Source organism: Agathobaculum sp. Marseille-P7918, from assembly GCF_964248325.1.
Classification (GTDB): domain Bacteria; phylum Bacillota; class Clostridia; order Oscillospirales; family Butyricicoccaceae; genus Agathobaculum.
Window position 1 is genome coordinate 276792 of the sequence record NZ_CAXTXI010000002.1, and the last position, 20777, is coordinate 297568.

Consider the following 20777-nt stretch of genomic DNA (forward strand, 5'->3'; position numbering starts at 1 on the left):
CAAAAACAAACGGGACGTACCATCCAAGTACGTCCCGTTTATTCTATCCAGTCGATTTCACAGGGTACGGGCAGAAAGCGAAAATGAATGATAACTTTCTGCCGCTTCACCTTGCCTTTTTCTGTTTTTTCGTATGTACCCTGTCCGACCTCGATCCGCTCGATCAGTTCAAACAGCAGAGACGGTGTCAATTCCTCCACATCCGTATAGCGGCGAATGATCGCCCGCAAGCGTTCCTGTAGCCGCTGCAAGCTTTGCGCCCCACAATCCGACTGCACCGCGTCGATCTGCTGCTGCAGCGCAGCCGTTTTGCGCTCATACCGTTCGAGCAGCGGATAAAAGTTTGTCTCCCCGATCTTCCCTGCCGCGCGATCTTCATAAAGCTGCGCAACCAGACGCTGTACCCGCGTTAGCTCCTGTGTCAGCCGTTCCCGCTCACGGCCTGCTTCTCGTCCCCGCTCATCCAGACGCAGGCGATGCTGCAACCGCTCGAATAAGGCATCGCAGTCCTGTTCGGACAGGCAGACATAGCGCCGCACCGCATCCAATACACAGTGGTAGAGCGACTCATAGGAGATAAAATGATTGGAACAGGCAGCGGTGCCCCGGAGTTTGTACGCGCCGCAGGCTAGACTCGCCGCCGAGCCTTTCTTGCGCGTGCCGACCGTGGACATGGCCTTGCCGCAGTCCAAGCAAAAGACGAGCCCGGAAAACAGATTGGAAAACGCCCCTTTCCGGTCACAGCGACGAGCCGACCGCTGGCGCTGCACCGCGTCAAAGGTCTGCTGGCAAACCAGCGGCTCATGGCAATCTGGAACGATGATCCACTCGTCCGCCCGCTTTTCGCGGGTCTTTTTGCTTTTGAAGCTGACCTTGTCGGTCTTCCCCTGCGCAATATGCCCCAGATACACCACATCCTGCAACATACGGCTAACCCCCACCGAGGTCCATACCTTGTATTTGGAGGAATGGTTTGGATTGAGTCCCGGATGCACCAAGGTGCGATAGACAGCCGGCGGCGGCTCGCCGCGCTCGTTCAGCATCCGCGCGATCTCCGCCGGGCGCTTGCCTGCCGCCGCCCATGCAAAGATCTGCCGCACGGTCGCGGCGGCCCGCTCATCCGGAATCAGGTGGTTTTTGTCTTGGGGATCTTTTTGATACCCGTATGGCGCAAAATTGCCGATAAACTTACCTGCCCGCATTTTGGTATGCAGCGCGCCGCGAATCTTGCGGCTGGTATCGCGGGCATACATCTCGTTGATGACATTTCGAAACGGCGCGAGGTCGGTATCCGCCCGCGCAGTGTCGATTCCGTCCCCTACCGCGATAAGGCGCACGCCATGCTCAGGAAACACCAATTCCAGATACCGCCCAGTCTGGATATAATCGCGCCCCAGCCGCGACAGATCCTTGACCAGCACGACCTCGAACCGGTGCTGCTCCATATCACGGAGCATATCCTGAAAGCGCGGACGGTCGAACCGTGTACCCGACCAGCCGTCATCCACATATTCCCCGACGATGGTGAACCCGTGCTGTGCCGCATACCCTTGCAGCAGGCTGCGCTGGTTCTGGATGCTCTTGCTTTCGCCGAGATTGTCGTCGTCGCGGCTCAGCCGCAGGTACAGAACCGCCCTGCAGGCGGCTGTTACTTCACACATAGCATACGCCCTCCTTTCTAATCACCGCCTGCAAGCAATCCGATGCGTTATGCCTGTGTCCCGACTGTTTCTGCCTCAAATTGTGCCGCAATGACGTTCTCGAGCAGTTCGAGCAGAAATTGACGATACTGCGCTGAACGCTCGTTTGTCTGCGTATCGTTCACAGATCGGCCTCCTTTCCATCTCGGTTGAATTTTATGCTTCTTCGCTTCCTGGATTGCCTGACTGGTGCAGAAACTTGGTACAAAAAACTTTTATCAAAGAAGCGCTGATGCAGATGCTCATCTTCTATGCCGCTTACCCAAGCATGTGCATGGGTTTCGGATGCAACGCCTGCGGCGTGACCGGCTGCCGCATCATCGACTCACCGCGGGAGCGGCTCATCGCCATTCTGACCAACACGTTCGCGCCCTGCAACGGGCGGTTTCCGCTGCTGATTTTCCTATGTGCCGTGTTTTTCACGGACAGCGCAGCAGGCGGTGCACTGCTGCTCACCGCCGTAATCGCAGGTAGCGTCGTGCTGACCCTTGCAGCCTCTCGCCTGCTGTCGGCAACCGTACTGAAAGGCGCCCCCTCCTCTTTTACGCTCGAATTGCCGCCCTACCGCGCCCCGCAGATTGGGCAGGTGATTGTGCGCAGCGTGTTCGACCGGACGCTGTTCGTGCTCGGTCGTGCGGCGGCGGTAGCTGCACCCGCAGGCGCACTGATTTGGCTGCTGGCCAATCTCGACATCGGCGGCATATCAGTGTTTTCGCACCTGACCGCCTTGCTCGACCCTGCCGGGCGTCTGTTCGGTCTGGACGGCGTGATTCTGCTGGCCTTTATCCTTGCCTTTCCGGCAAACGAGCTGGTCATGCCGCTCATCGTCATGGGCTACCTTGCAACCGGATCTATTACGGATGTTGCCGACCTTGCCGCGTTCCGTACACTGCTGCTGGCCAACGGCTGGACGGTCTGCACCGCGCTGTGCACACTGGTGTTTTCGGTAGCGCATTGGCCGTGCTCGACCACCTGCCTGACCATCTGGAAAGAAACACGCAGCATCAAATGGACGCTTGCCGCCTTTGCTCTGCCAACCGCGTTCGGCCTTGCACTCTGCCTTGCGGTACACGGCGTATGCACACTCATCGGACTTATCTGAAAAAAGCCGCCTCACAGGGCGGCTTTTTTACGTGCACAGAGCACAAGAACATTTGTTTTCTTTCCCGGTTTATGCTATACTGATTTCGTATCTCCAAAATGAAACGAGGAACCCCATGGAACCGACCAAATTTGACATAAAATACGCCGCCGTACGGCGCGCGATTATCGAGCAATCCTTCGCGCACTTGAACGACCGCCAGCGAGAGGCGGTATTCACCACCGAAGGCCCGCTGCTCATTCTGGCAGGCGCAGGCAGCGGCAAGACCACTGTGCTCATCAACCGCATCGTCAACATTCTGCGCTTCGGACAGGGGCTGACCAGCCAATTCGCTCCTGAGGGCGCAACCGAGGATGACTTGCTGTTCCTGACCGAATATCTGACCGCACCCAAGCCGGAAAACCGCGCGCGCGCCGAAAAGCTGTGCGCGGTTGATGCCGCGCGCCCGTGGCAGGTCATTGCCATCACCTTTACCAATAAGGCCGCACGCGAGCTGCGCGACCGTCTGCTGGCCGCGCTGCCCGACGAACAAGCGGCAAACGACGTCTGGGCCTACACCTTCCACACGGCCTGTCTGCGCATTCTGCGCCGCCACGGCGATCTTCTGGGCTTTGACAGTGCGTTCACCATCTACGACGAGGACGATAAAAAGCGTGTGGTCACGAACTTGCTCAAGCAGTTAAATCTCGACCCGAAAGCCTTTGACCCGCGCACGGTTATCAGTATGATTAGCCGCGCCAAGGACAAGCTGATGACGCCGAAGCAGTTCGCCGCGGACGCTGCGGGCGACTACTTCCGTGAAAAGGTTGCGGATGTCTATAAGCTGTACGAAAAGGAGATGCGCAAGGCTTGCGCGCTCGACTTCGACGACATCATCATGAAAACCGTGCTGCTGCTGCAAAGCAACCCGGACGTGCTGGACTATTATCAGCGGCAGTTCCGCTATGTGCTGGTGGACGAGTATCAGGACACCAACTATGCCCAGTATGTGCTGACCAGTCTGCTCGCGGGGCATTATGAGAATATCTGCGTGGTCGGCGACGATGATCAGAGTATCTACAAATTCCGCGGCGCGACCATCGCCAACATTCTCGAGTTTGAAAAGCAGTTTAAAAACGCCAAAACCATCCGTCTGGAGCAGAATTACCGCTCGACCGGCAATATTCTGAGCGCCGCCAACGAAGTCATCCGCAACAACGTCGGCCGAAAGGGTAAGGAGCTTTGGACCGATCAGGCGGGCGGATCGAAAATCCATCTGCATCGCTCGGACAGTCAGGAGGGCGAAGCCGCCTATATCGCGGACACCATCCGCGAGGGTGTGGAAGCAGGCCGGCGGTGGAGCGATTTTGCGATTTTGTACCGCAACAACGTTCTTTCGGATAACATTGCTGCCGCGTTCATCCGCGCAGGCATCCCCTATCGCGTCTATAAGGGCCGCGACTTCTTCTCACGCGCCGAGGTGCGCGATATGTTCGCCTATCTGTGGGTGTTGGAAAACCCGGCGGACGAACTTCGTCTGCGGCGCATCATCAACGTACCCACGCGCAAAATCGGAGACAAATCAGTCGAGACCGCATCGCAAATCGCATTGGAAAACGGCATGCTGCTGTATGACGTCGTGCGCAACGCCTCGCAGTTTGCGCCGCTCACGCGCAGCGCATCCGCAATGGAGAAATTCGGTACGATGATGGAAAACCTGCGTCAGCAGCGGGAATTTCTTTCGCTCTCCGAGCTATACGACGAGCTGCTCGAAAAAACCGGTTATCGCCATGCCCTCGAAGAAAAGGGCGGCATGGAAGAACAGGGCCGTTTGGAGCACATTGAAGAACTGAAATCCTACATTGTCGACTATGAGGAAAAGAACGAAGCGCCCACGCTGGGCGGCTTTTTGGAAAACATGGCGCTCTACACCGATGCAGACCAGTCTGCCGAGGACGAGGATGCGGTGCTGATGATGACCATGCACTCCGCCAAGGGCCTGGAGTTCCCCATCGTGTTCCTTGCAGGCATGGAGGACGGTCTGTTTCCCGGCTTCCGCGCAATGGAACGCGAGGAGGATATGGAAGAGGAGCGGCGGCTGTGCTATGTTGCGGTCACGCGCGCCAGAGAACAGCTCTACCTGACCTGCGCCGAGCGCCGCCTGCTGTACGGCCGCACACAGTACGCGCATCCCTCGCGCTTCATCGACGAGATGCCGCGTGAGCTGCTCGACAGCAACATCGTGGAGAGCCGTATGTTCTCCTCCGCCACCCAGCCCGAACCCGGCCTGCCCCGTGCACAGATCACACGTGCGCGCACGCTTTCGTCCGCGTCCTCGGTTGCTTCTGCACCCAAGGCTGCGGGTGCGCCGCTGCCGGATTTTCCGGCGGGCTGCCGCGTGCATCATAAAGCCTTTGGCGACGGTATGATTGTATCGGTAAAGCCGATGGGCAATGACGCACTGCTGGAAATCGCGTTCGACCAGAAGGGCACCAAACGACTTATGGCCAAGGCAGCGGCCAATTTTATGCAGAAAATCTGAAAAATACAAAAAGTAAGGCGGCTGCCGATTGGCAGCCGCCTTACTTATGCCACAGGCATACAGTAAATAGGAGAAAAGAGAGAGATTGTCAGATTATTGCCATTCCAGATAGGTTTCCGCATTTTCCGAAGTAACAATGTCACATCCCGTATCCACTTCTTTTTCCACAGTTTCACCTGCAAGGTATGCTTCAATAGCCTCTACTACCATTTTTCCCATTGTTGCAGGCTTTTGTGCGATAGTAGCGTCGATTTCGCCGTCAATAATTGCCTGCGCTGCGTCCGGCTGACCATCAAAACCGCAAATCTTAATCTGATCACGCAAGCCTGCCGCTGCAACCGCCTGACCCGCGCCGATTGCCATATTATCGTTTGCGCAGAAAATGACCTTCAAATCCGGATAGGCCGCCAGGAAATTCTCCGTAACTTCCATCGCCTTGGAGATTTCACAGTTTGCATAATCCGAAGCCACAATTTCAATGTCCGGATACTGAGATTCAATCACTTCCGTAAATCCCTTAACACGTTTGGTTGTTGCATCGTTGCCGGAATTGCCATCCAGAATAACACACTTGCCTGCATCGACATTTTCACCGACCCATTCGCCTGCCAATTGCCCGCCGGCATAATTGTCTGTGCCGATAAACGAAATATACGGCCCGCCATCCGCGCCGGAATCCACCAGAAATACCGGTATTCCTTTCTCATCCGCCTGCTCAATCACATCTACGATAGCCGTGGAGGAGCAAGCCGAGGTGACAATTGCCGTTACCCCTTGCTCGATGTAGGTTTCAATCAAGCTGATCTGCTTATCCACGTCTGTTTCTGCGTCCGGTCCGGAAACAACAACTTCATAGCCCGCGGCTTCGCCTGCCTCCTTAATCGCTTCGCCATATGTCACATGGAATGGATTATTCATGGTTTTGGTCACAACGGCAATCGTTCCATTTTCGCCGCCGGAGCCGGCTGCGTTGTCCGTGCTGTCATCTGTTCCGGATGCATTATTCTGTCCTCCGCAAGCACTGATTGCCATGCACAACATTGCTGCCGATAATACTGCTGCTAACGACTTTTTCATCTGTGATTCCCTCCATACAAGCTTCTCTTGTTGATTTTCTACCGATTGTGCTTATTTATTCGACGCAATCCGCGTACGAATCACATCCAATGAAACTGCGGCGATGATAATCACACCGACAACCAACGTGGTAAAATAGCTTCCCACACCAAGCTGTACCAATCCGTTGCGAATCACTGTAACGATAATGGCGCCGATTACGGTGCCGAAAATACCGCCTTCTCCACCGGCAATGCTGGTGCCGCCAATCACAGTAGCGGCAACCGCTTCCATTTCGTAGCTCTGACCGGCTGTAGGCTGTGCTGCGGTTAGGCGTGCCAAATAAACGACCGATGCCAATGCAATTGCCAACCCGGACAACACAAACACCTGAATGGTTGTTCGTTCCACATTCACACCGGAAAGACGCGCGGTTTCGCAATTCGATCCCACTGCAAAGATATACCGTCCGGATGCGGTATGCGCCAAAAAGATGTACGCCGCAATTGCAATGATAATAAAGACATAGACCGGAACGGGAATACCTGCCAAAAAGCCTTGTCCAATAAACGAAAACCTGTCATTCTTTACCGCAATTTGTGCAGAATTTGTGATCCACAGGGTCACTGCACGCACAATATACATGGAACCAAGCGTCATGATAAAGGCAGGGATCTTGATGTACGCAACGATGACTCCATTGATAAGTCCAACCAGAAACCCTGTTGCCAACGCTACCACAATACATAGCAGAATACTTCCCGTCGCATTCAGCGTCAGACCGCTTGTCACACAGCACAATGCCAAGAGCGATCCTTGTGACAGGTCAATGCCGCCGGTCAATACTACAAAGGTCATTCCGATACCCATGATGACATATACGGCGGACTGCCGCAGGATCTGCATCAGGTTATTGGTACTCCAAAAGGTATCTGTTGTGACAGCAAAGAAAACCAGTAAGAGTGCAAGCGGCAACAGCGATCCTATTCCGTTTACCCGTTTTATTTTGACCCAAATCTGTTTTGCCTGTTCCATCTCACTGCCCTCCTAACGCATAGTGCATAATGGCTTCCTGCGTTGCATCCTTTCTATCCAGCGTTCCTGTCAGCCTGCCCTCATGAAACACAGCAACCCGGTCGCATATTCCTAAAATTTCCGGCAGTTCGGAAGAAATAACGACAACCGCATGCCCTTGTCCCACCAGCATGTTTATGATTTTGTACATTTCGCTCTTAGCGCCAACATCAATGCCTCTTGTCGGCTCATCAAAAAAGTAAATTTTTGATTCCGCACAAAGCCACTTGGCAAACACGACTTTTTGCTGGTTGCCACCCGATAAGTACTTGATTTGCCGATCCAGCGAAGGCGCTTTAATCGACAGCATATCCCGGTATGCCGCCACATCCGCATACTGCTTTTTTTCATCCAAAAACGGGCCGCATTTATACTTGTGCAGACTGGCAAATACCATATTCCATGCAATCGACTTGGTTAAAATCAGACCCTCTTCCTTCCGGTTTTCCGGCAGCAAACTGATACCGCACCGAATCGCATCCTGCGGGTTTCTGATATGCACCTCTTTTCCGTCCACAGTAATTTTTCCCGCCGCCTTTTTCAGCGCACCAAAAACCGCCTTTGCCGTAGTGGTTCGCCCTGCACCGACCAATCCCGAAAAGCCCAGCACTTCACCACGACGCACTTGAAAGGAAACATCCTCAATCAAGCCTTTTACGGTTAATCCCTGCACATCCAGCAGCACATCGCCGATTTCCGATTGGCGGGCCGGATATTGTTCCTCCAAATCACGCCCTACAATAAGCTTGATGATTTGGTCCATATCCATTTGCTTGACATCTTCGATGGTGGCAATATACTTTCCATCACGCAATACCGTTCCGCTGTTTCCAATTCTTTTTATTTCTTCCATGCGGTGTGAAATATAGATGAACGTGATTCCCTTTTTCTGCATGCGCAAAATAATATTGAACAGGTTATCAATTTCATTATCCGACAGGGAAGAAGTTGGCTCATCCAGAATAACAATTTGCGGGTCCTGTGAAAACATCTTAACGATCTCCACAATCTGCTGTTGCGCAACCGAAAGTTTTTTCACTTGCATATGAGGATCGAGCGCAACCCCCAGCTCGCTGCCCCATCGAACGCATTCGCTATACATTTTGTTCCAATCGATAAAGCCTGCCTTATTTTTTATCTCACGTGTCAAAAAGACGTTTTCCGCCACTGTCATATGCGGGATCAGACTGTTTTCCTGAAAAACAGTGCCGATGCGCAGCTTCTGCGCCTGATGAATATCTCCGACGTTTATCTTTTCACCTCGTAAATAGATCTCTCCTGATTCCGCATGGTAGACACCTGTTAAAATTTTCATCAGTGTTGATTTTCCGGCACCGTTTTCACCCAGTAAGCAGTGTACCTCCCCTTCCCGAATGCTGAATGACACATCATCCAACGCTTTGATTCCCGGAAACACTTTTGTGACATGTTCAAAACGAATAATCGGAACTGTACCCGCTCCTTCCATCTTCCCACCGCCTTTCTCACCGCATATTGATGGTTCTGTCCGCATTTCCCAAGGCATTTTTTACTTTTCTTTAATTCGCTTCAATTACTACCTTCATACTTTCATCCGTTTGGCTGACTCGAATCGCCTCATCATAATCATCCAGCTTAAATTTGTGGCTGATAAACTTCTTCCACGGAAAATCATTCTGATGGCGCAGCATCATCTCCATGGTCGGCCGATAGCCCGTAGCCGCGTGGTTGTTCATGCCAATGATGCGAATATTCTTGCCGGTCACCTCTGCCATGTTGATTGGAATACCGCCCATATCCACATACATACCCACTTCAAGAAATACGCCGCATTTGCGTACCATACGCAATCCCTCCGGAACCACAGACGGCACGCCGGAGCATTCGCACACAACATTAGCGCCCAGCCCGTGCGTTGCCTCACGCACCATCTGCACCCGCTCGTCCGCTGTTGTATTCCGCACATTGAGTACAACATCCGCGCCGAATTCCTTGGCCAAATTAAGTTTATAATCCGAAATATCCGTTGCAATCACCGTGCCGGCCCCCAGCATGCGGGCTTTGATAACATGTGCCAATCCCAGCGGACCACAGCCCAGCACCACCACGGAACCGCCGAATTCAAAACCTTCGCCATCAAACGCAAACATTTCCTTTGCCTTATCCAGCGAATAAGTAACGCACATCAGCTCTGTCAAAACTGCCATATCATCCGGGAGCTTGTCCGGTACCTTGTACAGATATGCCTTGGGCGGCAGGAACATGTATTCGGCATTGGCTCCGAACAAACTTGGCTCCCGCGTTATCGACATGGTATTACCGAAACACTCTCGTGATGGATCTTCGCACCACGGATACCACGATGCTGTTCGACAATAGTAGCATTCGCCGCATACGATATCCGGACAAAAGGTAATTCGTTCCCCTACATGTATTTCTTCTCCGTAAAAATCTTTCCGAACAACGCCCGGAGAAACGGCGTCCAGAATCCCAACTGCCTCATGACCCATGATGTATGGATAGGCAACGTTAAATTCTGTGTCGCTCCCGCTGTTTTGTCTTGTTTCGCCGCGGTAAGAATGCTTATCCGTGCCACAGATGCCGCATTGGATCACCTTCAAAACTGCGCCCTCATACTTCTCCAAATCCGGATAGGGGAAGTGTTGAATTGAAATTTTTCCCGGTCCCTCAATAACAGCCGCTTTCACCTGTTTTGCCATATCCATCATCCCTTCTCTTTAAAATTTTTAAAAAATATCTAAATTTATTTTGTGTTTTAATTAAATCATTCTTCTTCTTTTTTGTCAATATGTCTATTTTTATGAATTATTCTTTTATTTTTTGTTGTTATTATCCTTATAACTGGAATATTTTTCTTTTGATGGAATTAAATTATTTAAAAAATTTTTTAATTTTTTATTTGAAATTTTGATTTGCATACGTTATCATAGAATCAGCATCAGGAGGCGAGGCCCATGAAACTCAAAGAAATTGCCGCATTGGCAGGCGTTTCCCCCGCAACGGTTTCCTTAGTTCTCAACAACCGTGCCGGCGTGAACGAAAGAACCCGAGCGCAAGTTGCGAAACTGCTATCCGAACACGGCTATTCCATACGGCATGAAACCACTGTTCCCGCCAAAAGAAACATTCTTTATATTCGTTTTCGAGGTTCCGGGCATCTCTTTGAATCCGTGGACGATTTTTATGAAAAAATATTCGACGGAGCGGATTCCACCGCAAAAAAACTGGGCTACAACATCAATGTAACCAATACCAACCTAACCGGCTTACCGCACCTTCTCGACGAAGCGAACCAGCAATCTCTGGACGGCATTATTTTCTTCGCCTCCGAATTTGATCCCATACATGCCGATTTATTTTCGGCAACCCGCATTCCAACCGTCGTGGTTGACTCGCGCTTTCCCGAACACGCCATCAATTCCGTCACGGTGGAAAGCACTTTCAGCGTCTATCAGGCATTGCGCTATCTGTACGATCTCGGCCATCGACGCATCGGCTTTTTAACCGCTAACGAGGCCACCGGCGCACTGCCGGAACGACAAAACGCATTTTATCATTCCCAACAAAAGCTCGGTTTGGAATTGAGACCGGAAGATATTATCACACTTCCCATTTTTGTTGATCCCGCCTGTCGTGCCTTCAGCCGTTATCTGGAGCAAACCACCGATTTACCTACCGCTTTTTTTGCTTACAATGACATCATAGCCGCCGGCGCTCTCAAAGCACTATCTTTTTCTTCCCTTCGTGTACCGCAAGACCTCTCCATCGTCGGTTTTGACGATTCCCTCGTTTGTTCCCTCTTTTCCCCCGCTTTAACCACAATGCGTATCCCCAAACAAAAAATCGGCGAATTGGCGGTAAAACGATTGGACGAAATTATCAACGGTGATACCACCGTATTGGTGTCGCTTGTTGCCTCCGAACTCATCGTTCGAGACACTACCGCTCCACCACGCTCCCCCCAATCTCTTGCCGTTTCCACGCACGCATAAAAAAGGCTTGATATCTGTTTGTTTCAGATATCAAGCCTTTTACTTATCATTTCAGACGGCATACCACGCCATCCGTTATTCACCTTAAGCCGCCCCGCGCACGGGAAACGCCGCCCGGAACCACAGGAAACCCATAATAAACGCTGCAACGCCCAACACCGCCACAAGAGCGAACCATCGGTCAAGTCCCATGACATACCATCCCTCAATGCCGATTTGGAAGAGCAGCATAATTACCATCAGGCCGAGCAGCACAAGCGTCACCACCATTACCGCACCGTTGATAACAGCAAGCAGATATTTCGCCCAATGCTGCCCCACGCCGTATAACACCGCAGGAATCAGATATACCGCTGCAGCCAGCGCAGCTGCAACCCACATCGTGCGGCTGCCAAAGCTGCCGAAATACGGAATGCTGCCCTGCATCGTGGGAGAAAGCGATATGGCAAGCACGATCATCACCCAAATTACAGCCAGACCCGCAGCCCAGCCAACCACCGATTTCCGCACTGTTTTCCGCATCGTTTCCACCCCTTTCCGATATCTGCTTTCAGTTTAACCCAGCCCGCGCGACCTGTCAACGCCAATCTGCATCCCATAAAAAAGCGGGCCGCATTCAGCATGCTGCCCGCTCTATTCCACCAGTTTCTTACGCAGCGCTTCAATCGCGCGCTTTTCAATGCGCGACACCTGCACCTGTGACACCCCGATAATTTTGGATACCTGCTGCTGCGTCAGGTCGCGCGAAAAGCGCAAAGAAAGCACCTGCCGCTCGCGCTCCGGCAGTGTGCCGATCGCCTCACCCAGTGACAAATACAGGCAGGTGCGCTCCTCCATGCCCTCATCGCCCACCATATCGCCCAGCCGTCCGCCGCCGGACAACTCGCGCTCAAATGAATCCACCGTCACGTCCGCCTGCTCACAGGAAGCGACCTCTTCCACCGTCAGTCCAGCAGCCGCCGCAACCTCGGTCACCGTGGGCGAGCGCCCGGTGCGTCCCTCCAGCTCAGCCTGAATGCGACGCACGCGCACCGCGCGTTCCTTGACCGCACGCCCGACCTTGACTGCACCATCGTCCCGCAAAAAACGCCGGATCTCGCCCGCGATTTTGGGCACCGCATAAGTAGAAAATTCGTTGCCGAGCGCCACGTCAAAACCGCGCACCGCCTTGATAAAGCCCACACAGGCCAGTTGGTACAGGTCGTCCGGGTCTACGCCGTGCCCGTAGTACCGTCGCGCAATCGACCAGATAAGCCCGCTGTTTTCCTCAATCAGCTGCGCTTCCGCATCGCGGTCGCCCGCCGCTGCCCGCTCGAGCAAGCCGCGCATTGCTCCGGTCACGCGCCACGCTCCCGCAGCAGCTTAATCATCGTCACCATCGTTCCCTTGCCGGGCGTGGAGCGCACGCGCAGCTTATCGGTAAACGATTCCATAATGGTAAAGCCCATGCCGCTGCGGGTATCGTCCCCAGTGGTGAACATGGGCTGTCTCGCCTGCTCGACATTCTCGATACCGCGTCCGGTGTCCTTAACCTTAATTTCCAGAATACGCCCTTCCAGCAACCGCACCGTGACCGTAATAAACCCGGTTTTATCCGCATAACCATGGACAATCGCATTTGTGACTGCCTCGGATACGACGGTTTTGATATCGCCCAGCTCCTCCATTGTTGGGTCGAGCTGCGCCACAAACGCGCCCACCGCCTGCCGCGCAAACGCTTCGTTAACCGAGTGGCTTTCAAATTTCAGGCTCATTTTGTTGATGACCGCGCGCAAATTACTCCCCCCTCTCGAAAATCATGACCTGCGGCAGACCCGCCGCCTCAAACACACGCATGGGCTGCGGCGGCGTGCCGCGCACCACAAAATCGCAGCCGCTGCGCGCACAGGTGCGGTGCAGATGCAGCACGACCGCAAGGCCCGAACTGTCCATAAACGTCAGTCCCGCCAAATTGAGCACCAGCTTTTCGCAGGGATAGAGCGCCATCAAATCCTCGCTCTGCTCAATGGCTTCGCGCGCAGCATGATGATCCAGCTCACCCGATAGCGAAACCGTCAGCACGCCGCCGCTCTCCGCCTGTGTGATATGCAGCATAAGTGTTTTTCACCTCATTTTTTCTGTCAAAACAAAAAAGGCTTGTACCTTCCCGGTACAAGCCTTAGTTTACCATTTTTTACCGTTTTATTCTGCCGCTTTCTGTCGCGTGCGCAGGATTTTTTCCGCCTCGCCAATCAGGTACAGCGAACCGCACACCAGCACGCAATCGCGTGGCGCGGCCTTTTCCAGCGCCAGTTCAAGCGCGCGCTCAATCGTATGGCAGTCATACACCTCACCGCAGTGCTGTTCGGCAATGGCCGCCGCAGTCTGCGCAGGCAGCGCGCGTGTATCCTCCTCAGGCGCGCAGGCAAAGAACACATCTGCGCGGCGTGCCATCTGATAAATGCATCTCCCATATTCCTTATCTTTGACCATACCCATCACGACCAACAGACGGCGCATTTTGAGCATTTCGTCCACCGTGCGGGTGAGTGCCGCCACGCCCGCGGCATTGTGCGCCCCGTCGAGCAGCACCAGCGGCTGATCCATCATGCGCTCCAGCCGTCCGGGCATGCGCGCCCGCGCCAGTCCGCGCACCTCAGCTTCCTGCGGGATGTTCCAGCCGCGCTCCCGCAGCGCGGCAAGCGTACGCAGCGCAGTTTGTGCGTTTTGCAGCTGATGGCGGCCGGGCATCGGGATGGTGTAACCCTGTCCTCCGCGCACAAACGCCGAACCCGTGATATCGCAGCGCAGCAGCTGCATATCCTGCATGCCGTCATACCAGACCGCGCCCGCCGCGTCGCACGCGCGCCGGATGACTGGCAACGCCTCATCCGGCTGACCGTCCGCACAAACCACCGCACAGGCGGGCTTGATGATCGCAGCCTTTTCGGCCGCGATTTCGGCAACCGTGTCGCCCAGCACCGCCATATGATCGCGCGAAATCGGGGTGATAACACACACCTCAGGTGCCAGGATGACGTTGGTCGCGTCGCACCGGCCGCCAAGTCCAGTCTCAAGCACGACGATATCGCACCGCTGCTCGGCAAAGTACAGAAATGCCAGCGCCGTGGTGAACTCGAACTCACCGATGCGCTCACCCTCCGGCAGTGTCAGCCCTTCACAGGCCTGCGCCACACGCGCAGACAAACGCGTTAAATTCACATCCGGAATCATGACGCCGTCTACGCGGATGCGCTCATGAAACTGCACGAGGTAGGGCGAAGTATACAGTCCTACATGATATCCCGCCGCGCGCAGCACAGAATCCAACATGCACGCGGTCGAACCTTTGCCGTTCGTGCCCGCCAAATGCACGAATTTCAGTCCGTCCTGCGGATTGCCCAGCGCCGCGCACAAAGCGCGGATGCGGTGCAGGCCGGGCGCGCCGGAAAATCGACCGAGCGAGTGAATATAATCAACGGCGGTTTTGGGAATTGCGGTATTCATAGTAAACCCTTTCCTGAAAAACGATATGCAACATTATACCATGCCTCGCCAAAAAGAAAAAGGAGAAACCGCAGTTTCCCCCTCTTCCGTTGCTCGACTGACTCAAAGCGCAATCTCCGGTCCCATCTCGACCGCGCCGCCCGTAGCGTCCCCCGCGCCGTCCATATCGCCCGCAGAAACCGAGGGCAGCGGACAGGCAGGCGCTGCCACAGCGGAAAACGCATCATAGGGACTGTTCTTCCAGCGCTTGTTCTGCGCGGGCATCTGTACGATGCCGCCGTTTGCCGTTGTCACATCCGCGCGCATCCGCTTGGTGCGCTGCTCCTTCTGCGCACGACGCAAGCGGTTTGCCTCCTCCTGCTTTTGCTCACGCTCGGCGCGTTTTTTCTTGGCACTGAGCAGCTTTTCCGCTTGCAGACGGCTGATTTTCCGTGTCGCACGCTGCAGCAGCGTGCGCAGCGAACGAATAGCGCGCCGTGCTTTGGCTGCGTTTTCGCCGGAGGACATGGCCTCGCCCTGCAGGCTGTCAATCGTGCTGTTGATATCCGAAATCAGCATATTCACCTGCCCCACACTCGCTGCACGGGCCAAGCGATGATACTTTCCCTTGGTCGAGTAGTTGCGCGGGTTGGTGACGAAAATCGTCTTTTTCTGCTCCTTCGGTTTGTTCATCTCCGCAAACCAGTGCAGCAGCTGCCTTGCCTTCTCCATCTGCTCAGCTGCCGGAGATTTTTCGAAATACTTCCATGTCTGCGCTTTCTCCTCGCCGACATATACGCCCGTGATATCCGTGGCGCTCAGCGTGCGCAGCAGCCGCATCAGTGCGTCGCAGCCCTCGTGAAACTCCTCCGGACCCTGCGCCATTTTATCCAGAAACGCCTGATCGATCACCAGATGCTTTCCGCCGCCCAGCCCGATAGCGAGCTGCTTCAGTTCGTCTCCATCCTGCACACTGCCGGTCGCAATCTCGATGTCAGGAAAGCTGTCACGCAAGCTTTCCAGCACCTCATTGACCGCGCGCGTCCAGTCGGTCTGCTGCCAGTCGGTATCCAGCGTCACTGTATCCTGCGGCTCCGCCTGACCGGCGGCGCGATAAGTGTCCACACCGGTACTCCGAAGCTGCTGTCCTGCCGCACGATAAAGTGCCCGTATTCGCTGAATTCGTTCCACCATAATCTGTCCCTCCATCCCTTGCTGCCAATTAAATCCCTTTATATGTAAATATCCGACCAAAACGGCAAAAAAGTAATGGACAGTTTCAACAATTTTTCAACCTTTGTTTCGTATTAAATACGGGGAAGCGAAAAGCGCCGCAGGCTTTTTGCCTGCGGCGCTTGCATTTGAATTGAACCAATCAGCCCAGTGCCGCGATGGATTCCTCCAGCTTTGCGAGGTGCTCGCGCAGCTTTTCGGCCTTCTCGCGCTCGACCGCGACAACCTTCTCAGGCGCCTTGTCGACGAACTTCGGGTTACTCAGCTTTTTCATGACGAACTCGATGTCGTCCTCGACCTTAGCCTTCTCCTTTTCCAGGCGCGCGCGCTCGGCGGCGAAGTCGATGAGGTCGCCCATCGGCATATAGAGCTGCGCGTCGCCCGTGACGACCGAGGCCATCTTGGCCGCGTCCGCGGGTACTGCGTCAATCAGCTCGATGCCGGATGCATAAGCGAGTTTCGGGAAGAAGCCTTCGCCGGCAGCGAAGGTGTCCTTCTTCTCGGTCAGGATGAGCACCTTGGCCTTCTTGGACGGCGGAACGTTCATCTCGCTGCGGCGGTTGCGGATGGCGCGCACCGCGTCCATCAGTGTCTCCATCTGCGCCTCTTCAGCAGCAAAGTGCAGCTTTTCGTCGTACTCCGGCCACTGGGAAACCATGACCGAGGGGCCTTCGTGCGGCAGCGCCTGCCAGATGGTTTCGGTGATGAACGGCATGAACGGATGCAGCAGCTGCATCGCGCCGGACAGCACATAGCACAGCACCTTCTGCACATTCTCGTCGCCCGCCTGCAAACGGGTCTTGGCGATTTCGATATACCAGTCGCAGAAGTTGTCCCAGATAAAGTCGTTGAGCTTAGCGGCAGCCAGACCCAGCTCGTACTGGTCGATGTTGCGGGTGACCTCGGCAATGAGCGTATTGTATTTGGACACGATCCACTTGTCCTCGAGCGCCAGCGTCTCGGGCAGCTCGGCGGCCTTGTCCTTGCCGATGGTCAGGTTCATCTGGATAAAGCGCGACGCGTTCCAAATCTTGTTGCAGAAGTTACGCGACGCCTGCACACGCTCATCCGAGAAACGCATGTCGTTTCCGGGGCTGTTGCCGGTCGCCAGCGTGAAGCGCAGCGCGTCCGCGCCGTACTGGTCGATGATTTCCAGCGGGTCGATGCCATTGCCGAGCGACTTGGACATCTTGCGGCCCTGCGCGTCGCGCACCAGCCCGTGAATATACACGGTGTCGAACGGGGTCTGGCCCATGTGCTCGACGCCCGAGAAAATCATGCGGGCTACCCAGAAGAAAATGATATCATAGCCGGTAACCAGCGTGGAGGTCGGATAGAAGTAGTCCAGCTCGGGCGTCTTGTCCGGCCAGCCGAGCGTGGAGAACGGCCACAGTGCAGACGAGAACCAGGTATCCAGCACGTCCTCTTCCTGACGGACGTTCTTCGAGCCGCACTTGGGGCAAACGTGCACATCTTCCTTGGAGACGGTCATCTCGCCGCAGTCGTCGCAGTAGAATGCCGGGATGCGATGGCCCCACCACAGCTGACGCGAAATGCACCAGTCATGCACATTTTCCATCCAGCGCAGATAGGTCTTGGAGAAGCGGTCGGGTACAAACTTGGTCTTGCCCTCGGTGACAACGTCCATTGCGGGCTTGGCCAGCGGCGCCATCTTGACAAACCACTGTGCCGAAGTCATCGGCTCGACCGTCGTGCCGCAGCGATAGCAGGTGCCGACGTTGTGCTCGTGGTCCTCAATTTTAACCAGATAACCGCCCTCTTCGAGGTCCTTGATGACCGCCTTACGGCACTCGTAGCGGTCCATGCCCTCATACTTGCCGCCGTTTTCGTTGACGGTCGCGTCCTCGTTGAATACGAGAATCTGCTCGAGGTTGTGGCGCTGGCCCATCTCGAAGTCGTTCGGGTCGTGGCAGGGCGTGACCTTGACGCAGCCCGTACCAAACTCCATATCAACGTAATCATCGCCGAAAATCGGGATTTCACGGTTCATAATCGGCAGGATGCAGGTCTTGCCAATCAGATGCTTGTAGCGCTCGTCGTTCGGGTTGACTGCAACGCCGGTATCGCCCATGAAGGTCTCCGGGCGGGTGGTCGCCACGACCAAATCGCCCGAACCGTCCGCCAGCGGGTAGCGGATGTGCCACAGCTTGCCCGGCTGGGTCTCATATTCGACCTCCGCGTCGGAAAGCGCGGTCGTGCAGTGCGGGCACCAGTTGATGATGCGGTGGCCCTTGTAAATCAGCCCCTTGTTATACAGGTTGACAAACACCTCGCGTACCGCCTTGGAGCAACCCTCGTCCATCGTGAAGCGCTCGCGCTCCCAGTCGCAGGACGAGCCGAGCTTTTTGAGCTGGCTGATGATGCGGTCACCATACTTGTTCTTCCAGTCCCAAACGCGCTCGAGGAACTTCTCGCGGCCGAGGTCGTAACGGGTCAGGCCCTCTTCCTTGCGCAGGTTCTCTTCCACCTTAATCTGGGTGGCAATACCCGCGTGGTCGGTGCCGGGCATCCACAGCGCTTCATAGCCCTGCATGCGCTTGGTGCGGATGAGGATGTCCTGCAAAGTCTCGTCGAACGCATGGCCCATGTGCAGCTGGCCGGTCACGTTCGGGGGCGGAATGACGATGGTATAGGGTTTCTTGTCCGGGTTGACCTCGGCATGGAAAAAGCCGGAGTCGTTCCAGAAGCTGTACAGCTTGTCCTCGACCGCTTTCGGGTCGTAGGTCTTGGGCAGTTCGCTCATGGGTCTATCTCCTTTTGAATTGAATTAACGTTTTTTTGCAGCACCGACGCCGCTCTGGGGTGGCAAATATCCCTTGCTGTTTCTCCCGTCAGATGGGTGGAAGCCGTTTGGCAAAACACACTTTTGCGCGCGAAGCGCGCCCTGAAGGAGGGGGAGGTGATTCACAAGAGGCCGGGGGAACCTTGGTTCCCCCCACCTCTTGTGCGCCTGCGGCGCGTAGCCGCACGTTTCCCGCTGCCCGCGAAATACGGGCAAACAAAAAAGCACGCCGTCCGTATAGGACGAAGCGTGCTCCGTGGTACCACCTAAATTCGCGGCAAAACTGCCGCGCACTCATTGACCCGTAACGTGGGCGGGACGGGACGGCCTACTGGTTTCAGCCCTCCTGCTCCAAAGCGACCTTCTTCCTTCCCGCCGAAGGGCTTGCACCGAACCGCCCTCTCTCTTGACGCGCGGGGACAGGAATACTCCTCTTTGTCATTGCATTTTGCGTATTAACTTAATCAGTATATCCACAAAAATGGGGTTTGTCAAGATTTTTGCGCCTCAGAAATGTCAATTTGACCATGTTCTTTTTCAAAGCGGCGAATATCTTCCCGCGCAAGATACATTAAGTGTCCATTGATAGAGCGGCCTTCGTAGGACGCAACATAACGTAGCTTTTCCAGCGTTTCCTCATCCACGCGAAAACCGATGTGTTTGGACTCACCCATAATACACCTCAAAACACTTGAACTTATTTTAAGTTCACTTTAAGACTTTTATGTGGTATGATGTTGGTAGTCTACTAAAAATGTACTAAGAATATACTAACAATTTGGAGGTGTATCTCATGGATGAACTCAACTACAAGGACGCCTATCTGTATCTGGTGCGCGCGGTGGACGACCTTGTCCGCTACATGGAGCTGTCGGACGAAACCGCCGACCGCAAAACCGTCCTTTCCGGACTGCGGCAGGCGCTCTCCGGCGCGGAGGAGCGCGCCATCGACTGAAAACCCGTCCTGTAACTTGTGCTTTGCCGCCCCTCTGCTATAATGAAGGTATCAAAACACAGGGAGGCGATCGCCATGCGTCAAAAGCTCCGTTCTGTTCTCTGCCTGTTTGCTTTGCTCCTTGTTCTGCTGCCTGTTTCCGCGCGCGCCAACGGCCTGCCGACCTCGTCCATTTACATCAGCATCGCCGGGATGAACGACGGCATTGTATCTGTCGCCCTGCTCGGAAACGAGCCGTATGACAATCCCCCGCAAAATCCGCCCGAAGCGCTCACCGCCGCCCTGCCGGACGGCTGGTATGTGTGGGACTATGCACCGTACAACAGCGAGCAGGTGTTTTTATGGACCATTCCCTTTCCCTCGCCGTTCCGTGCGGCGCTGCTGCATGAGGACGGCACGGTGCTGCTGACCGGCGAGGCCGAGCGCACCCGCGCAATGCAAACCTTTACCATCAACGCACAGACCGGCGAAATCTCGACCTCACCGATTGGAATTGGCCTGCTCAAACAATTTGTCTGCACCTTTATGGTAACGCTCCTCATCGAGGCAGCGGTGCTGCTGCTGTTCCGTTTCAAGCTGTACGAAAACCTCAAGCCGTTTTTGCTGGTCAACCTTGCAACGCAGACTTTGATGACGCTTACCTATGGGCGCATTTTGCTCTCCGCCGATTGGAGACAAGCCTTTTTCTGGGCGTTTGCCGTCGAAGCGGTTATTTTCGTCGTCGAAGTGCTTGCCTATGCGCGCTTTCTGCGCGGACACACCCGCGCGCGCCGCGTGGCGTATGCCATCACCGCCAACCTTGTGAGCTTTGTCATCGGCACGCTGTTCATCACGCCGGTTTACAGCGCGCTGGCGCATTTGATGTATTAGAAGGAG

Annotated in this window: 17 protein-coding genes, 1 pseudogene and 1 other annotated feature; of the genes and pseudogenes, 5 read left to right on the forward strand and 13 right to left on the reverse strand. The window is 54.8% G+C overall.

Annotation, left to right across the window (positions count from 1 at the left end; genetic code table 11):
• Window positions 1–38: 38 nt before the first annotated feature.
• On the reverse strand, window positions 39–1661 hold the full coding sequence (locus tag ACESSO_RS04740) for a recombinase family protein (protein ID WP_373163893.1): 1623 nt from the start codon (window positions 1659–1661) through the stop codon (window positions 39–41).
• A 304-nt stretch (window positions 1662–1965) separates the two neighbouring features.
• Between ACESSO_RS04740 and ACESSO_RS04745 the strand changes: the two are divergent.
• Together ACESSO_RS04745 and ACESSO_RS04750 are read left to right on the forward strand one after the other, a co-directional pair.
• Window positions 1966–2802 (forward strand): annotated as a pseudogene (locus ACESSO_RS04745) (nucleoside recognition domain-containing protein); the annotation flags it as partial.
• A 115-nt stretch (window positions 2803–2917) separates the two neighbouring features.
• Window positions 2918–5323: an ATP-dependent helicase gene (locus ACESSO_RS04750; protein ID WP_373163894.1), complete on the forward strand. Its 2406-nt coding sequence runs from the start codon at window positions 2918–2920 to the stop codon at window positions 5321–5323.
• 93 nt (window positions 5324–5416) lie between these two features.
• On the opposite strand, the gene ACESSO_RS04755 is transcribed toward ACESSO_RS04750, so the two are convergent.
• The 4 genes from ACESSO_RS04755 to ACESSO_RS04770 are packed head-to-tail and all read right to left on the reverse strand — an operon-like array spanning window position 5417 to window position 10152.
• Complete coding sequence (locus ACESSO_RS04755; RefSeq protein ID WP_373163895.1) at window positions 5417–6400, reverse strand: sugar ABC transporter substrate-binding protein; 984 nt, start codon at window positions 6398–6400, stop codon at window positions 5417–5419.
• 51 nt (window positions 6401–6451) lie between these two features.
• Window positions 6452–7414: an ABC transporter permease gene (locus ACESSO_RS04760; protein ID WP_373163896.1), complete on the reverse strand. Its 963-nt coding sequence runs from the start codon at window positions 7412–7414 to the stop codon at window positions 6452–6454.
• A gap of 1 nt (window position 7415) precedes the next feature.
• The gene (locus tag ACESSO_RS04765; protein ID WP_373163897.1) at window positions 7416–8978 is read right to left on the reverse strand and encodes a sugar ABC transporter ATP-binding protein; all 1563 of its coding nucleotides are present in this window, start codon (window positions 8976–8978) and stop codon (window positions 7416–7418) included.
• Between the two features lie 13 nt (window positions 8979–8991).
• Window positions 8992–10152: a zinc-binding dehydrogenase gene (locus tag ACESSO_RS04770; RefSeq protein WP_373163898.1), complete on the reverse strand. Its 1161-nt coding sequence runs from the start codon at window positions 10150–10152 to the stop codon at window positions 8992–8994.
• Between the two features lie 255 nt (window positions 10153–10407).
• Between ACESSO_RS04770 and ACESSO_RS04775 the strand changes: the two genes are divergently transcribed.
• Window positions 10408–11445 (forward strand): LacI family DNA-binding transcriptional regulator, encoded by a 1038-nt coding sequence (locus tag ACESSO_RS04775; RefSeq protein ID WP_373163899.1) that lies wholly within the window; start codon window positions 10408–10410, stop codon window positions 11443–11445.
• Between the two features lie 84 nt (window positions 11446–11529).
• Here ACESSO_RS04775 and ACESSO_RS04780 read toward each other — a convergent pair whose 3' ends face one another.
• The 8 genes from ACESSO_RS04780 to ACESSO_RS04815 form a co-directional block, all read right to left on the reverse strand.
• Window positions 11530–11967 (reverse strand): DUF5391 family protein, encoded by a 438-nt coding sequence (locus ACESSO_RS04780; protein ID WP_373163900.1) that lies wholly within the window; start codon window positions 11965–11967, stop codon window positions 11530–11532.
• Window positions 11968–12078: 111 nt separating this feature from the next.
• On the reverse strand, window positions 12079–12786 hold the full coding sequence (locus ACESSO_RS04785) for a sigma-70 family RNA polymerase sigma factor (protein ID WP_373163901.1): 708 nt from the start codon (window positions 12784–12786) through the stop codon (window positions 12079–12081).
• The gene (gene spoIIAB, locus ACESSO_RS04790) at window positions 12783–13199 is read right to left on the reverse strand and encodes an anti-sigma F factor (protein ID WP_373163993.1); all 417 of its coding nucleotides are present in this window, start codon (window positions 13197–13199) and stop codon (window positions 12783–12785) included. Before spoIIAB ends, ACESSO_RS04785 begins: the two co-directional genes overlap by 4 nt.
• A 22-nt stretch (window positions 13200–13221) precedes the next feature.
• Entirely contained in the window at window positions 13222–13539 is a 318-nt protein-coding gene (locus ACESSO_RS04795; RefSeq protein ID WP_302666763.1) for an anti-sigma factor antagonist, read from the reverse strand.
• An 87-nt stretch (window positions 13540–13626) separates the two neighbouring features.
• Window positions 13627–14931: a folylpolyglutamate synthase/dihydrofolate synthase family protein gene (locus tag ACESSO_RS04800; RefSeq protein ID WP_373163902.1), complete on the reverse strand. Its 1305-nt coding sequence runs from the start codon at window positions 14929–14931 to the stop codon at window positions 13627–13629.
• A 102-nt stretch (window positions 14932–15033) separates the two neighbouring features.
• Window positions 15034–16104, reverse strand: a complete 1071-nt coding sequence (locus ACESSO_RS04805; RefSeq protein WP_373163903.1) for a hypothetical protein — start codon at window positions 16102–16104, stop codon at window positions 15034–15036.
• A 181-nt stretch (window positions 16105–16285) separates the two neighbouring features.
• Window positions 16286–18907 carry a valine--tRNA ligase gene (locus tag ACESSO_RS04810; RefSeq protein WP_373163904.1) on the reverse strand — a complete coding sequence of 874 codons (2622 nt, stop codon included), beginning with the start codon at window positions 18905–18907 and terminating at the stop codon, window positions 16286–16288.
• 274 nt (window positions 18908–19181) lie between these two features.
• Window positions 19182–19397, reverse strand: a binding site (T-box leader).
• Window positions 19398–19437: 40 nt separating this feature from the next.
• The gene (locus ACESSO_RS04815) at window positions 19438–19620 is read right to left on the reverse strand and encodes an Arc family DNA-binding protein (protein ID WP_373163905.1); all 183 of its coding nucleotides are present in this window, start codon (window positions 19618–19620) and stop codon (window positions 19438–19440) included.
• Between the two features lie 119 nt (window positions 19621–19739).
• Here ACESSO_RS04815 and ACESSO_RS04820 point away from each other — a divergent pair, with 119 nt between their 5' ends.
• Together ACESSO_RS04820 and ACESSO_RS04825 are read left to right on the forward strand one after the other, a co-directional pair.
• The gene (locus ACESSO_RS04820) at window positions 19740–19901 is read left to right on the forward strand and encodes a hypothetical protein (protein WP_373163906.1); all 162 of its coding nucleotides are present in this window, start codon (window positions 19740–19742) and stop codon (window positions 19899–19901) included.
• Window positions 19902–19976: 75 nt separating this feature from the next.
• Entirely contained in the window at window positions 19977–20771 is a 795-nt protein-coding gene (locus ACESSO_RS04825) for a hypothetical protein (RefSeq protein ID WP_373163907.1), read from the forward strand.
• Window positions 20772–20777 lie beyond the last annotated feature (6 nt).